Here is a 15112-nt window from a genome sequence, read left to right as displayed (position 1 = left end):
CCGCATGACGCTCGAGACCCCTCCCACCACGCCGCACCCCCTCGACGCCCTGTACGCCGACCGCGCCATCGCCGTCGTCCGCGTGCCCGTCATCCCCGACCCGGTCGAACTCTGCCGGGCGCTCGCCGCGGGCGGGATCCGCAGTGTGGAGTTCACCTTCACCACGCCGGGCGTCGAAGCCCTGATCCGTGCCGCGGCCGACGCGATCGGTGACCACGGGGCCGTGATCGGCGCGGGGACGGTCGTGGACCGCGACACCGCGCAGCGCGCCATCGACAGCGGTGCGCAGTTCCTGGTCACGCCCGGTCTGAGCGAGGAGGTGGCCGAGGTCGCCACCGCCGCCGGCATCCCGTTCCTGCTCGGTGCGATGACGCCGAGCGAGGTCATGCGCGCCGCGTCCCTCGGTTCCCACGCGGTGAAGATCTTCCCGGCCGCCGCCATGGGGTCCGGCTTCCTCAAAGACCTCAAGGGTCCGTTCCCGGGTCTCCGGCTCGTGCCGTCGGGCGGACTGCACGCCGGCAACGCCCGCGAGTACATCCAGGCCGGCGCAGCCGCCGTGACCGCGGGTTCGAGTGTGGTCGGTGCGGCCGACGTCGCCGCGGCCGATTGGGCCGGCGTCACCGAGCGTGCGACCGCCTTCACCGCGGCGGCCCTCCTGCCGTGACGTCGCGACCGACGGACGGAGCGCGCGCGGTGGTCATCCGCGGCGCTCGCATCGTCGACGGCACCGGCGGACCGAGCGTGCACGGGTCGCTCCTCATCGACGGGGGCCGCATCGCTTCGATCGGGGCGTCTGCGGAAGCCGACGCACCCGCTGACGCCCTGATCATCGACGCCGTCGGTCTCGTCGCATCGCCCGGCTTCATCGACATGCACGCACACTCCGACCTCGCGGTCCTCCGCGACCACGAGCACCTCGCCAAGGTCTCGCAGGGCGTCACCACGGAGGTCCTCGGACAGGACGGGCTCTCCTACGCCCCGACGGACGACCGCACGATGTCGATCGTCCGGCAGCAGATCGCCGGCTGGAACGGGCAACCCGACGACGTCGACTTCGCGTGGCGGACCGTCGGCGAGTACCTCGACCGGGTCGACCGCGGGACCGCGCTGAACGTCGCCTACCTGGTGCCGCAGGGCTCCGTCCGGATGCTCGTGGTCGGCACCGAGAACCGGGCTGCGACCGCCGACGAGATCGCTCGGATGCAGGAGCTCGTCGCCGCCGGCATGCGGGAGGGCGCGGTCGGGATGTCCTCCGGCCTCACCTACGTGCCCGGCATGTTCGCCGACACCGAGGAACTCGTCGCGCTGTGCCGCACCGTCGCGGAGCACGGCGGCTTCTACGCACCGCATCAGCGCTCGTACGGCAAGGGCGCACTCGAGGCGTACGCGGAGATGATCGACATCAGTCGTCGTTCCGGCTGCGCGCTGCACCTCACGCACGCGACGATGAACTTCGGCGTCAACGCCGGCCGGGCCGCCGAACTCGTGGCCCTCATCGACGCCGCCATCGCGGACGGCGTCGACATCACGCTCGACACCTATCCGTACCTGCCGGGTTCGACGACCCTGTCGGCGTTGCTGCCGAGCTGGGCGGCGGTCGGGGGGCCGGACGCGACGATCGAGCGTCTGGGCGACTACGACGTCCGGGCGCGGATCCGATACGAGCTCGAGGTGCTCGGCACCGACGGCTGTCACGGTGTCGTCACCGACTGGGCCACGATCGAGATCTCCGGCGTCGCGAACCCCGAGCTCGCCGGCTTCGTCGGACGGACCGTCGCCGACATCGCCGCCGAGGATGCGGGACACGCATGGTCGGGCGACCCGACGGCCCTGTTCTTCGCGCTGCTCGAAACCGACCGGCTCGCGACCGGCATCCTCCAGCACGTCGGCGACGAGGCCAACGTGCGCACGATGATGGTGCACCCGGCCCACACGGGCGGGAGCGACGGGATCCTGATCGGCGCGAAGCCACACCCGCGCGCCTGGGGCACCTTCCCGCGCTACCTCGGCCACTACGTCCGCGAGGAGGGGGTGCTCGGGCTGGAAGACGCCGTCGCCCACCTCACCTCGCGGCCGGCTGCGCGCCTCGGCCTCAGCGACCGCGGCGTGCTCCGCGTCGGAGCCGTGGCCGACCTCGTCCTGTTCGACCCCACGACCATCGCCGACCGCGCGACGTTCGCCGAGCCCCGGCAGCAGGCCGTCGGCATCCCGTGGGTGTTCGTGAACGGTGCCGCCGTCATCGCCGACGGTCGACGCACCGACGCCGTCCCCGGCCGCTCGATCCGCCGCCCGGCCTGACCGCTTCCCCCGCCTCCCCACCGATCCAGAAGGTCTCCCATGCCCATCAACGCCCTCGCGCGCAGCGTCGCGGCCGCCGCTCCAGCACCGAGCGACCCCATCGGCTGGTTGCAGCAGACCACGCCCGGCCTGCTCATCCTGTGTGCCGTCGCCATCGCGGTGCTGCTGTTCCTCATCATCCGGGTGAAGCTCGAACCGTTCATCTCGCTCTTCATCGTCGGCATCGGCCTGGCTCTCGCGACCGGGACGAGCATCTACCAGATCGTCGGCGTGGCCGTGCCGGACCCCTTCGACGACGAGCAGATCAAGCCGGGGGCGTCGCTCCTCGAGACCGGCTTCGGCGGGATCCTCGGGCACATCACGATCATCATCGGTCTCGGCACCGTGCTCGGCGCGATCCTGGAGCGCTCCGGTGGTGCCGACGTCCTCATCCGGAAGCTGCTCGGTCGCTTCGGGGAACGCGGTGCTCCGATCGCGATGGGGCTCACCGGTCTCATCTTCGGTATCCCCGTGTTCTTCGACGTCGGCATCTTCGTCCTCGCGCCCCTCGTCTACATCACCGCGCGTCGCGGCGGGAAGTCGCTCGTGCTCTACGCGCTCCCGATGCTCGCCGGCCTCTCGATGACGCACGCGTTCCTCCCGCCGCACCCGGGCCCGACGGCGCTCGCCGGCACCTTCGAGGTCGGGCTCGGCTGGCTCATCCTCATGGGCTTCCTCTGCGGCATCCCAGCCTTCATCGCGTCGGGCATCGCCTGGCCGCTCTGGATCGGGAAGCGCGTCATGGTCTCGGTTCCCGAGGAGTACGTCCTGGAGCCCGAGGACGACGCCCCCGAGCGCAAGGACGTCTCGCTCTGGAGCGTCGGTCTCATCATCATCACGCCGATCCTGCTGATCCTCGCCGCCACCTTCGGTGCCCTCGCCCTGCCGAACGGACCCGTCCTCGAAGCGTTGACGCTCATCGGCAACCCGGCGGTCGCGCTCACGATCGCCGTCTGCCTCGCGTACTACGTGCTCGGGGTGCGGCGCGGCATGACGCTCGCCGAACTGGGTGAGCTCTCCGGCCAGTCGCTCCGACCGATCGGCATGATCCTGCTCGTCGTCGGTGCGGGTGCGTTCTTCGGCGCCGTCATCTCGGCGACGGGGGTGGGCGCGGCGTTGGCCGAGGTGCTCGGTTCGCTCGGCCTGCCGATCATCGTGTCCGCGTACCTCATCAGTTCCGGCCTCCGCATCGCGCAGGGCTCGGCGACCGCGGCCATCGTGATCACGGCGGGGATCCTGCAGCCGGTCGTGCTCGCGGGTGACTACTCGCAGCCGCAGCTGGCGCTCATCGGCATCGCGATCGCCGCGGGTTCGATCACGCTCTCGCACGTCAACGACGGTGGGTTCTGGATCATCGCGAAGTACTTCAACATGTCGGTGAAGCAGACGCTCACGACCTGGACCGTGCTCGAGACGATCCTTTCGATCGTCGGCTTCGGGATGGTCGCCCTCATCTGGCTGTTCGTCTAGCCCGAGTCGTGACCGTCGGTCCAGTGCCTTTCTCAGGAGTGTCCGGGCGTGTCGGTGCTTGGTGAAGCCGGCGCGCCGGAGGACTCCTGAGAAAGGTCACTGAGCGGTAGGTGGTGCCTTTCTCAGGAGTGTCCGGGCGTGTCGGTGCCTGGTGAAGTCGGCGCGCCGGAGGACTCCTGAGAAAGGGACTCAGTCGACGTCAGAAGAGGCGGGAGTCGCTGTCGTCGAGGCCGCGCATCGCGTCGTAGTCGAGGACGACGCAGCGGATGCCGCGGTCCTGGGCGAGGGTGCGCGCCTGCGGCTTGATCTCCTGTGCGGCGAACACGCCCTGCACGGGAGCGAGGAGCGGGTCGCGGTTCATGAGTTCGAGGTAGCGGGTGAGCTGCTCGACGCCGTCGATGTCGCCGCGGCGCTTCAGCTCGACCGCGACGGACGCCCCGGTCGCGTCGGTGGCGAGGATGTCGACCGGGCCGATCGCGGTCATGTACTCGCGGCGGATGAGTCGGTAGCCGTCACCGAGGAGCTCGATCTGCTCGGCGAGGAGCTTCTGCAGGTGTGCTTCGACGCCGTCCTTCTGGAGGCCCGGGTCGACGCCGAGTTCGTGCGCGCTGTCGTGGTGGACCTCGTGGATCGACACGATGAGGGCGTCGCCGGTCTTCTTGTGCGTGACCTTCCACAGCTCGGTGATCCCGGCCGCGGCCTGCGTCTCGTCGGGCTCGACCGTCGTGAGCACGCAGGGCGGGCTCATCCAGTTGAGCGGCTTGTAGGATCCGCCGTCGGAGTGGACGAGCAGGCTGCCGTCGTTCTTCACCATGAGCAGCCGCTTGGCGAGCGGCAAGTGAGCCGACAACCGTCCGGCATAGTCGACCGAGCACTCCGCAATCACCAAACGCACGACGACGAGCCTACCGCGACACCGCAGCACGTCCATTCGCCCATGTTCGGGCGACGGAACCCCGAATCGCCCGAACATGGGCGAACGAACGGGGCTCAGCGCTTGCGGCGGCTGCGCTCGCGGGCGGCCGGAGAGGCAAGGCCGGCGAACACGATGAGTACGAGCACGACGAACAGGGCGTTCAGCAGGCCGATGGCGTCGCCGAGGATGCCGATGAGCGGCGGACCGACGAGGAACGCGCAGTAGCCGATCATCGCGACGGCACTCACCCGTGCCGCAGCGCGCTTGGAGTCGTCGGCCGCGGCTGACATGCCCACCGGGAACCCGAGCGAGGCGCCGAGTCCCCAGAGCACGGTGCCGAGGATCATCAGTCCGGTCACCGGCGTGAGGATGAACAGGACGAGCCCGGCGATCGCGGCTCCAGCCGACACCCGGAGCACCGGCACCCGTCCGAAGCGGTCGATGAGGGGCCCGCCGACGATGCGACCGACGGTCATCGCGGTGACGAAGACCCCGTAGACGAGCGCGCCGGTCGTGTTGCTCTGCCCGTGGCCGTCGACGACGGCCAATGCGAGCCAGTCGTTGGCACTGCCCTCGGCGAAAGCCATACCGAGGATGATGACGCCGATGAGGATGAGCCGGCCGTCCGCCCAGACCGAGAGGCTCTCGCGGAGACGCTCCTGCCACGGCGTCTTCGGTGCGTCGTCGGCTTCGGCGGCCACGTCCTGCTGGACCGGGACGAAGCGCACGGCGACGACCGTCGCGACGGTGATGGCGACCGCCATGATGAGCGCGTGCCAGAACACCTCGAGGCCGATCGCCGAGGCCAGAGCGCCGAGCCCCGCTCCGGCGACCGTGCCGAAGCTGAAGCACGCGTGCATCAGCGGCATCACCGTCTTGCCGAGTTCCTGTTCGGCTGCGGCTCCCTCGACGTTCATCATCACGTCGAGGGCTCCGTTTCCGAAGCCGAAGACGATGAGCCCGACCAGCACGATCCCAGCGAGCGGTACGAGGCTCGCGCCGACGCCGATGAGGAGGAGTCCGGTCGCGACGAGCCCGAGCACCAGCTGCATGCCTCGCCGCGGTCCGAGTCGCGCGAGCAGGTGCTGGGAGGCGACGAGGCCGACGACCGATCCGATCGACATCCCGAGGATGAGCAGCCCGACGGTGCCGGTGGTGAGTCCGAGGTTGTCGCGGATGGCGGGGATGCGGGCCACCCACGTCGCGATGCTGAGGCCGCTGAGGGCGAAGACCACGAAGATCGCGTTCCGCCAGGCGAGCAGTTCGCGGCGTGGTCGCAGGGCGACGGGGGCGGTGTGCGGGTTGGTCGGCTCTGACACGTTGTCCTCGGGTTCGGTGCTGATGCGCCTGGGCGCCGTGTGGAACGGGTGGTGAAGCCCGTGGATCGGGAGTCGATCGAATCGATTCGATTCCGTCGACTAAGCTAGCAGACCGTGGACCAGGAAACACGCCCCTCGCGACCGACGCTCGCCGATGTCGCCGAGCGCGCGGGGGTGTCACCATCGACCGCCTCGCTCGCGTTCAGCGGCGCCGGACCCGTGTCCGAAGCGACCAAGCAGCGCGTGCTGCAGGCTGCCGCCGACCTCGACTACGCCGGACCCGACCCCCGGGCCCGCTCCCTCCGTCAGGGACGCAGCGGCATCGTGGGAGCCGTCGTCGCCGGCCGGATCGGGCACTCCTTCCGCGACCCCGTGATGGTCCAGACCCTCGACGGACTCGCCGACGAGCTCGGTGCGGTCGGCGCGGGACTCCTCCTGCTGAACGACGCGCAGGAGGGCACGCTGCAGTTGAGCAACGCACCCATGGACGGCGTCGTCCTCATCGGCTGCAGCCCGAACCTCGACAGCTCGGTCGCGATCCTCAGTCGACGGGGGATGCCGATCGTGTCGATCGAGGGCCTCGCAGCCCTCGGCGTGCCCGACATCGCCGTCGACAACCGCGGCGGCGTGCGTGCGGAGGCCCAGCACCTCGCCGACCTCGGCCACGAGCGCGTCGCCGTCGTCACCCTCAACCTCGATCCGACCGAACGCCGCGGCCCGCTCACGCCCGAGTGGGAGCGATCCGCCACGACGGTCCCCGCGATCGAGCGCCTGCAGGGCCTCCGCGACGTCTTCCCCGACGCGCAGGGGTTCGTCACCACGGGGTCATCGCTCGAAGAGGGCCGGGTCGCCGGACACTCGATCCTCGACGTCCCGGCGGATGAACGCCCGACGGCGATCGCCGCGCAGAGCGACCTCCTGGCCGCCGGCGTCATCCGCGCAGCCGAGGAGCTCGGCATCGCCGTCCCCGCAGAGCTCAGCGTGGTCGGGTTCGACGGCATCCGGGTCGAGGGGCTCGACTACGACCTCACGACGGTGTGGCAGCCCTCCCGCGAGAAGGGTTCGGCCGCGGGCCGCGCGATCATCGCCATGCTCGACGGCCGCGATCCGGAGTGTGAGCAGTTCAGCGTCCGGTTCCACCGCGGCGCGACGACGGCACGGGTCCCCGCTCCACAGCGCTGAGGTCTCGCCGGGGTTTCGACAGATCCTGCCGTGCGGCGGACCCGCCCCGTAGGGTGGAGGCGACGCTCGAAGGAGACCCATGACCGACCAGCCCATCGCCACCGCAGCACTCGTCCAGCAGGAGGCGGCGGCGCTCGCCGCGTCTCTCGCCCCGGTCTACAAGGATCTCCACGCCAATCCGGAGCTCTCCTTCGCGGAGCACCGGACCGCCGCCCTCGTCGCGGATCGCATCACCGGCCTCGGGTACGGGGTCGCGACGGGGATCGGCGGCACCGGCGTCGTCGGCGTCCTGGAGAACGGCGAGGGGCCGACGGTCCTGCTGCGGGCCGACATGGACGGCCTGCCCGTCCTGGAGGAGACGGGCCTCGATTACGCGAGCGTCGCACGCGGGGTCGACCCGGAGGGTAACGACGTCCCGGTCATGCACGCCTGCGGCCACGACGTCCACGTCACCTGCCTGCTGGGCGCCGCCGAACTGCTCGCCGCACGGCGCGACACCTGGTCCGGGACGCTCGTCGTCCTGTTCCAGCCGGCCGAGGAGGCCGGTGGCGGTGCGCAGGCGATGGTCGACGACGACCTCTACGCACGCGTCCCGAAGCCCGACATCGTGTTCGGCCAGCACGTCGGTCCGCTGCCGGCCGGTGTCGTCGGCACGCACGCCGGGCCGTCGTTCGCCGCGACCGACGCCTACCGCGTCACCTTCCACGGCCGCGGCGGGCATGGATCCCGCCCGCAGTCGACGATCGACCCGATCGTCATGGCGGCGTCGGCGGTCGTCAGGCTCCAGAGCATCGTGTCCCGCGAGGTCGCCGGGACCGACACCGCCGTGCTCACCGTCGGCACGATGCACGCCGGCACGAAGAACAACATCATCCCCGACACGGCACAGATCGGCGTGAACATCCGCAGCTACGAGCCGCACGTGCGCGACCGCGTCGTCGGCTCCATGGAGCGCATCATCCGGGCTGAGGCCGCCGCCTCGGGCGCCGAGCGGGAACCGGTGATCGAACACACCGAGGCCTTCCCGGTGCTCGTGAACGATCCCTCGGCGACCGGTACGGTGACGGCGGTGTTCGCCGACGCGTTCGGTGCCAACCGCGTCGTCGACCCCGGTCTCGTCACGGGCAGCGAGGACGTCGGCATGCTGGCGACGGCCGCAGACGCGCCAATCGTCTACTGGATCCTCGGCGGCGCCGACCCGCAGGCCTTCGCCGCAGCCTACGCGTCGGGGCGCATGGAGCAAGACCTCCCGGGCAACCACTCCTCGAAGTTCGCCCCGCTCATCCACCCGACGCTCGACACCGGCATCGCCGCCCTCTCGCTCGCCGCCCTGTCGCGGCTCACCGGAGCGGTGGCCGACGCATGATCGTCGTCACGACCGACTCGGTCGCCGGTCACCGCATCGACGCAGTCCTCGGCGAGGTCATCGGCCTCACGGTGCGCGCTCGCGACTGGGGCTCCTCCATGTCGATCGGCTTCTCCGCGCTCGGCGGCGGAGAAGTCCCGGGGATGACCGCGCTGCTGTTCGAGTCCCGTCAGGAGGTCATGCGGCGCTTGGTCGCGGACGCCGAACAGCGCGGCGCCAACGCGGTCCTCGCCATGCGTCTCGAGACCACCGACATCGGCGGGGCGTGGACGCAGCTGACGGCGTACGGCACCGCGGCGTATCTCGTCCCGATCCCCGCGGGCGAGCCCGGAGCGACCGGCCAGTCCGCCTACGCAGCGGCGCAGCCCGACGCCCCGAAGCCCCGGGGTCAGGTCTAGTCCGACGATCGGTCGCGAACGGCGGGAGTGATCCGCAGTGGGCGCCGAGGTCGCCGTCAGTGCGCGGCTCAGCTCGGCGCCGTGGCGGTCAGAGTAGGCGGAGCTCCTGGGCACGGGTGACGGCCCGGGTGCGGTCGGCCACCTCGAGCTTCTCGAAGACGTGCAGCAGGTGCGTCTTCACCGTCGACTCCGAGATGAACAGTGCCGCCGCGATCGCGCGGTTGCTGTTGCCGGCGGCGACGAGCGCGAGGACCTCGAGCTCGCGGGCGCTGAGCTGCGGGCGGGTCGGTGCCCCACCCTGCATGCGGCCCACGAGGGTCGCCGCGATCGTGGGTGCGAGCACCGTCTGACCGGCGACCACCGAACGGATGCCGGCCAGGATCTCCTGCTCGGGCGCCGCCTTCAACAGGTAGCCTCCGGCTCCGGCCTCGATCGCGCCGAGGATGTCGTCGTCGGTCTCGTAGGTCGTGAGGACGAGCACCCGGACGCCTGGCACGCGCAGCACGATGCGCGCTGTCGCCTCCGCGCCGCCGAGGACCGGCATGCGCAGGTCCATGAGCACGAGGTCCGGCCGGTGCTCCTCGGCCGCCGCGACCGCCGCAGCGCCGTCCGCCACCTCGGCCACGACCTCGAGGTCGTCCGCGCGCCCGAGCAGTGCGACGATGCCAGATCGCACGATGGGGTGGTCGTCCGCGACGACGATCCTGATCCGTGTCATCGTGTGTCCTGTCTGGTCCCTGAGCTTGTCGAAATCCCGGTCCCTGAGCTCGTCGAAGGGCTCGCTTCGATCGTCACCGGCACTCGCACCCGAACCGTCGTCCCCGCTCCGGCGGCACTCGTGAGTTCCACCGTCCCACCAAGCAGCGTCACCCGGTCGTGCATGCCGTGCAGCCCGAAGCCCGCGCCCGGGCTGGTCCCGAGGAGCGCGCCGTCCGGGTCCGCGATCCCGACGCCGTCGTCGGTGACCCGCAGTTCGGCCCAGCCGTCGTGGACGCTGAGCACGAGCTCGGCGCGGTCGGCGGCGGCGTGCTTCCGGATGTTCGCGAGCCCTTCCTGGGCGCTCCGGAGCAGCACGACCTCGGGTGCCCGCTCGAACCGTTCGGACGGGGCGTCGATGTCGACAGCCACGCCGGTCTCGCGGGCGAACCGCTCGCCCAAGCGTCGGAGGCTGTCACCGAGCGTCGTGTCGGCAGCGGGCATCGCCGCCGTCGTGGCCACGAGGGACCTCGCCTCGCGGAGGGCGTCGCGCGCCGTGCTCTCGATGAGGTCGATGCTGTCGAGGGCGGCGACCGGGCGACCGTCCAGCGGGGAGGCATCCGGCGTGCCTGCGACGGTCGCGCCGACCTCGGAGCGGGCCCGTTGAGCGAGCAGCACCACGCTCGTGAGGCTCTGCGCGATCGTGTCGTGGATGTCGCGCGCCATGCGTTCCCGTTCGGCGGCCGCTCCGGCTTCCCGGCTCGCCCGTTCCGTTTCGGCCTGGGCCGCCTGCAGACTGACCAGGAGTCGTGCCTTCTCGTCGCCGAGCTCGGCGATCCGGGTGATCCAGAGACCGAGGGACAGCGCGAAGACGAGCGAGACGCTCTGGATCGCGAGTCCCTGCAGGATCACGTCGGGGGTGGCGCCCAGCCCGACGATGAAGCCGAGGGCGAGGGTCGCGGCGCTCGCGATGTTGAGGATGATCGCGTTCCGGGTGTTCGGTGTCAGCACCCACAGCAGCGGGAACACGAGGCACTGCAGGGTCAGGACGTTCGGGGAGAACGCCGTCCCGACGGCGGTGAGCGCGATGAGGGTGATCGCGAACCAGAGTCCGCCCTGCGGTCGCTCCAGGGTGCGTCGCCCGACCGTGTAGTACACGAGGCAGAGAGCCGCCAGCACGATCCAGACGCCGACGACCCGTTCCGATGCCCCGGCCGCGCTGACGCTCACGAGCGCGCCGACGATCACGCACCCCGCGCCGAACGCGACATCCCACCACCGTCGTCCGTCCATGTCCCAACCCTCCCATCCCTGCCCGCGAACTGTCACTTCCTGCTGGTTCCGGTGGCGTACACCCACCGGAACTGACAGTTCGCGGGCTAGGAGCGGCGGACCCAGCGGAAGGTGAGTCGGGTGAGGACGAGGCCGATGATCGCCCAGACGACGAGGACGAGCGCAACCGTCGGGAGGTCCCAGCCACCGGACGGCTCCTGCGAGGCGAACCCCTCCGGCAGGAAGACGGAGCGCATGCCCTGCGCGATCCACTTGAGCGGGAAGACACTCGCGACGTTCTGCAGCCACTCGGGGAGCATCGTGAACGACAGGTAGACGCCGGAGATGAACTGCAGCACGAGCACGATCGGGATGATGACGGCCGTCGCGCTCTTGCCCGTGCGGGGGAGTGCCGACAGGGCGATGCCGAGGACGGCCGACGTCGCGATGCCGAGCAGGTAGACCCAGGCGAAGGTGAGCCACCGCTCGGGCTCGGTCGGCAGGGTGACGTCGAACAGGAACCGCGCGACGAGGAGCAGCAGTGCGATCTGGAGCACCGAGGTGACGAGGACCTGCCCCATCTTCCCGAGGAAGTAGGAGATCACCGGGAGCGGGCTGCCGCCGAGACGCTTAAGGGTGCCGTCGCTCTTCTCCGTCGCGATGTCGGTCGCGAGGTTCTGGACGCCCGAGAGGAGGATGCCCGCGGCGATCATGCCGGGCAGGTAGAAGGCGGCCTGACTGACCCCGCCGGTGCCGTCGGGTGCCTCGCCCACGTTCCCCATCGCGCTGAAGGCGGTCGAGAAGATCGCGAGCATCACGACGGGGAAGAGGAAGGTGAAGAACACCTGGTCGCCGGAGCGGAAGTAGATGCGGGTCTCGTAGCCGATCCGGCTGGCTCCGAGCCGGAGGGTGCGTCCACGGGGGAGAGCCGGGAGGAGCGGGGCGATGGTGCGGTCGATGGTGGTCATGCGCCGACTCCTGTCGTGGTGACCTGCGTGGCCGGTGACGGTGCTGCTGATGGGGTGGTCGACGACGCAGTGCCGTCGGCCGCGTGGACGAGCTCGAGGTAGATGTCCTCGAGGCTCGGACGGATGACCTCCAGGTCACGCGGTTCTCCACCTGCGGCAGCGGTGAGGGCGGCGACGCGGGCAGCCGGAGTCTCGGTCCGTTCCTCGCGGAGGCCGTGCTCGTCGCGCCAGCGCACCACCGGGATCCGGGCCTCGGCGCCGCCGATCTCGTCGACCGCGCCGATCTCCACGAGTCGACCCGCCGCGATGACGGCGACGCGGTCGGCGAGCTGGGCGGCTTCGTCGAGGTAGTGGGTGGTGAGGAGGATGGTCGTACCGTCACGTTTGAGCGAGCGGATGAGGTCCCAGAACTGCCGACGCGCCTCGGGGTCGAACCCGGTCGTCGGCTCGTCGAGGAAGAGGAGGGCCGGGCGGCCGACCACCCCGAGGGCCACGTCGACCCGGCGACGCTGACCGCCCGATAGCTTGCCGATGCGCGTGCCCGCCTTGCTCGTGAGCCCGACCGCCTCGATGACCTCGTCCACATCCCGCGGATCCGCGTAGTACCGGGCGAACTGTGTGAGCTGCTCCCGGACCGTGACGTTGGCGGCCTCGGCGCTCGACTGCAGGACGATGCCGAGGCGGGCCTTCCAGTCGAGACCGCCCTTCGCCGGGTCGACACCGAGGACGCTCGCCTCGCCGCCCGTCCGGTGCCGGTAGCCCTCGAGGATCTCGATCGTGGTGCTCTTCCCGGCACCGTTCGGGCCGAGCAGGGCGAAGGTCTCGCCCGGGTGGATGTCGAAGGAGACCCCGTCGACGGCGGTGAAATCGCCGTACTGCTTGCGCAGCTCGCGGACTTCGATGATCGGTCGTGTGCTCATGGTGACCATGCTCGTCCGCTCCGACGCGCGCCGGTAGCGGTGGAGGGGCTGATCCTCGTATCCACCGATCGGTTGATACGGGCATAGACGGGCGCCGGCGTGGCCGCACCGCGGTACACGGGTCGAGTGCTGTTCTTCCTGGCCCAGCTGAGCCGCGCCGACGGGAACGCCCGCCCACCCTTGCGCGGGTGGGCGGGCGTCGGCCTGGCAGAGCGGAAACGCTATCCGGCCAGCGCGGTCGCAGCGATGACGACCAGATCCTCCACGTTCTCGAAGCCCGCGGTCTCCTTCGTGAGCGTCGTGAACGGGACGCCGACGACGGTCTGCCCGTCGATCGAGGTGGTGAAGGTACCGCCGGCTTCGGTGACCTCGCCGCCCGCGGCGGTGGCATTGGCAGCGGCCGCGGTGAGTGATGCGGCACCGCCGGAGAGGACGGCGTAGCTGCCGGAAGCCGCGCCGGCTTCGAAGCTCAACATGCATACGACCGGCAGATCGCCCACGACGCTGGCGGGTGTGAAGGAGGCCTTCGCAGCAGCGATACCGGCTGCCGGGACGGACACGCCGCTCGCCGCGCTGAGGGTGTTGACCTGCTCCTCCGTGCACTTCGCGCCGCTCGCAGCGGGCGCCTCCTCGGTGGCCTCCGTCTCCGGCTCACTGCTCGCCGAGGAGGTCGACGCGGGCTTGGAGTCGGACGGTTCCCCACCGCTGCAGGCGGAGAGCCCGAACAGTCCGAGGACGGCGACCGCGGTCACGGCGGACACGCGGAGGCGGTGGTGAGCGAAGTGGAGTGGCATGGTGGTTCCCCCTGAACGGTGTGGATCGATGTCGCCTCCAGACTGGCGTGCCGGCGTTGCGGCCTCAATGGGGACAACTCCCCAATCGTCGTTCAGGCGCCGGTGCGCATCCAGGTGGTCGTCCGGGCACGGAGGCCGAGCGTCGTCGCCCGCGCACCGAGATAGCCGACGAAGAAGGCGAGCGCCAAGCAGGTGAGTCCCGCCTGCCCGCCGGGTGCCCAGGCGAGGACCGCGAGCGCGAACGGCAGGAAGACGAGCGTGTTGAGCAGCCCGGTGATCGCGAGGTACCTCGCGTCACCGGCGCCGATGAGGACGCCGTCGAGGACGAAGACGACGCCACCGAGCGGGGTGGTGACGGCGAGCACGACGATCGCGGGCACGATGAGCGCCGCGAGGTCGGGGTCGCTCGTGAAGAGCAGGCCGATGACCGGGCTCGCGAGGGCGATGACCAAGCCGAGCACGATCCCCGAGCCGACGCCCCACTGCAGACAGCGGACGAGGACGGCGCGCACCCCTGCCACGTCGCCGGCCCCGAGTCCCTTGCCGACGAGCGCCTGCGCGGCGATCGCGAGGGCGTCGAGCGCGAACGCGAGGGTGGCGAAGAGGGTCATGACGAGCTGGAACCCGGCGAGTTCGTCGGTGCCGAGGTCGGTCGCGACGAACACGGCGATGAGCATCGCGGCACGGAGGCTGACCGTACGGAGGAACAACCACCCACCGGAACGGGCCGCTCCACCGAGGCCGGCGCGGTGCGGGCGGAGACTCGCTCCCGTCCGCCGCACGTGGCGCAGGACGACGACGAGATAGGCGACGACCATGCCCCACTGCGCGATGACGGTGCCGATGGCGGATCCCGCGATGCCGAGTCCGAGGCCGTAGATGAAGAGGAAGTTGAGGCCGATGTTCGCGGCGAACCCGGCGCCGGCGACCACGAGGGGGGTGGTGGTGTCCTGCAGGCCGCGGAGGAGCCCGGTCGCACCGAAGACGAGCAGCATGGCGGGGATGCCGAGCATCGAGATGCCGAGGTAGGTGTCGGCCTGCTGGGCGACGTCGTCCGTCGCGCCGAACAGCCCGACGAGCGTGGGGGAGAGGAACCATCCGGCCGCACCGATCACGATGCCGAGCCCGAGCGACAACCAGAGGCCGTCCACCCCGAGCGACACCGCCCCGCGCTCGTCGCCGTGCCCGAGCCGACGGGCGACCGCCGGTGTCGTCGCGTAGGCGAGGAACACCATGAGCCCGATGACCGTCTGCAGGACGGCGCTCGCGACCCCGAGGCCGGCGAGCGGCACGACGCCGAGGTGACCGATCATCGCGGAGTCGGCGAGCAGGAACAGCGGCTCCGCCATCAGCGCCCCGAGCGCCGGGACCGCGAGCCGCAGGATGTCGCGGTCGACGGGCCGCAGCCGCCGCCTGTCCTGTCCCGTGGTCACCCGCCGAGCCTAGCCTCGGGCGGTGACACGCCGCGTCGCCG

The 15112-nt window shown here is 70.8% G+C and carries 14 protein-coding genes; 6 read left to right on the top strand and 8 right to left on the bottom strand.

What is annotated here, in order from left to right; genetic code table 11:
• Positions 1 to 4 precede the first annotated feature (4 nt).
• From A4X17_RS01545 to A4X17_RS01535, 3 genes are read left to right on the top strand one after another with little or no spacing between them, the layout of a single operon-like run.
• The gene (locus A4X17_RS01545) at positions 5 to 664 is read left to right on the top strand and encodes a bifunctional 4-hydroxy-2-oxoglutarate aldolase/2-dehydro-3-deoxy-phosphogluconate aldolase (protein WP_064293910.1); all 660 of its coding nucleotides are present in this window, start codon (positions 5 to 7) and stop codon (positions 662 to 664) included.
• Positions 661 to 2298, top strand: a complete 1638-nt coding sequence (locus A4X17_RS01540) for an amidohydrolase family protein (RefSeq protein ID WP_231884263.1) — start codon at positions 661 to 663, stop codon at positions 2296 to 2298. The genes A4X17_RS01545 and A4X17_RS01540 overlap by 4 nt, the downstream gene beginning before the upstream one ends.
• A gap of 39 nt (positions 2299 to 2337) precedes the next feature.
• Positions 2338 to 3807, top strand: coding sequence for a GntP family permease (locus A4X17_RS01535; protein WP_064293908.1), 1470 nt, complete (start codon positions 2338 to 2340; stop codon positions 3805 to 3807).
• 199 nt (positions 3808 to 4006) lie between these two features.
• On the opposite strand, the gene nucS is transcribed toward A4X17_RS01535, so the two are convergent.
• Positions 4007 to 4702: an endonuclease NucS gene (nucS, locus tag A4X17_RS01530; protein ID WP_064294112.1), complete on the bottom strand. Its 696-nt coding sequence runs from the start codon at positions 4700 to 4702 to the stop codon at positions 4007 to 4009.
• 95 nt (positions 4703 to 4797) lie between these two features.
• On the bottom strand, positions 4798 to 6042 hold the full coding sequence (locus A4X17_RS01525) for an MFS transporter (protein WP_064293907.1): 1245 nt from the start codon (positions 6040 to 6042) through the stop codon (positions 4798 to 4800).
• Between the two features lie 114 nt (positions 6043 to 6156).
• On the opposite strand from A4X17_RS01525, the gene A4X17_RS01520 reads away from it, so the two are divergent.
• The 3 genes from A4X17_RS01520 to A4X17_RS01510 all read left to right on the top strand — a co-directional run bounded on the left by A4X17_RS01520 (position 6157) and on the right by A4X17_RS01510 (position 8988).
• Entirely contained in the window at positions 6157 to 7224 is a 1068-nt protein-coding gene (locus A4X17_RS01520; protein ID WP_064293906.1) for a LacI family DNA-binding transcriptional regulator, read from the top strand.
• A 79-nt stretch (positions 7225 to 7303) separates the two neighbouring features.
• On the top strand, positions 7304 to 8590 hold the full coding sequence (locus A4X17_RS01515; protein ID WP_082915845.1) for an amidohydrolase: 1287 nt from the start codon (positions 7304 to 7306) through the stop codon (positions 8588 to 8590).
• Positions 8587 to 8988: a YbjQ family protein gene (locus A4X17_RS01510; RefSeq protein ID WP_064293905.1), complete on the top strand. Its 402-nt coding sequence runs from the start codon at positions 8587 to 8589 to the stop codon at positions 8986 to 8988. Before A4X17_RS01515 ends, A4X17_RS01510 begins: the two co-directional genes overlap by 4 nt.
• Before the next feature lie 88 nt (positions 8989 to 9076).
• On the opposite strand, the gene A4X17_RS01505 is transcribed toward A4X17_RS01510, so the two are convergent.
• From A4X17_RS01505 to A4X17_RS01480, 6 genes are all read right to left on the bottom strand, one after another.
• Entirely contained in the window at positions 9077 to 9706 is a 630-nt protein-coding gene (locus A4X17_RS01505; RefSeq protein WP_064293904.1) for a response regulator transcription factor, read from the bottom strand.
• Complete coding sequence (locus A4X17_RS01500) at positions 9703 to 10977, bottom strand: sensor histidine kinase (protein WP_064293903.1); 1275 nt, start codon at positions 10975 to 10977, stop codon at positions 9703 to 9705. Before A4X17_RS01500 ends, A4X17_RS01505 begins: the two co-directional genes overlap by 4 nt.
• Positions 10978 to 11063: 86 nt before the next feature.
• Entirely contained in the window at positions 11064 to 11924 is an 861-nt protein-coding gene (locus tag A4X17_RS01495) for an ABC transporter permease (protein WP_064293902.1), read from the bottom strand.
• Complete coding sequence (locus A4X17_RS01490) at positions 11921 to 12844, bottom strand: ABC transporter ATP-binding protein (RefSeq protein ID WP_082915875.1); 924 nt, start codon at positions 12842 to 12844, stop codon at positions 11921 to 11923. The genes A4X17_RS01495 and A4X17_RS01490 overlap by 4 nt, the downstream gene beginning before the upstream one ends.
• A gap of 221 nt (positions 12845 to 13065) precedes the next feature.
• Positions 13066 to 13638 (bottom strand): hypothetical protein, encoded by a 573-nt coding sequence (locus tag A4X17_RS01485; protein ID WP_064293900.1) that lies wholly within the window; start codon positions 13636 to 13638, stop codon positions 13066 to 13068.
• Between the two features lie 92 nt (positions 13639 to 13730).
• The gene (locus A4X17_RS01480; RefSeq protein WP_255376682.1) at positions 13731 to 15071 is read right to left on the bottom strand and encodes an MATE family efflux transporter; all 1341 of its coding nucleotides are present in this window, start codon (positions 15069 to 15071) and stop codon (positions 13731 to 13733) included.
• Between the last annotated feature and the right edge of the window lie 41 nt (positions 15072 to 15112).

Origin of the sequence: Plantibacter sp. H53, assembly GCF_001650455.1 — a bacterium.
GTDB classification, from domain to species: domain Bacteria; phylum Actinomycetota; class Actinomycetes; order Actinomycetales; family Microbacteriaceae; genus Plantibacter; species Plantibacter flavus_A.
Note: the sequence above shows the minus strand (reverse complement) of the source record. Positions and strands in the feature narration are given on the sequence as shown.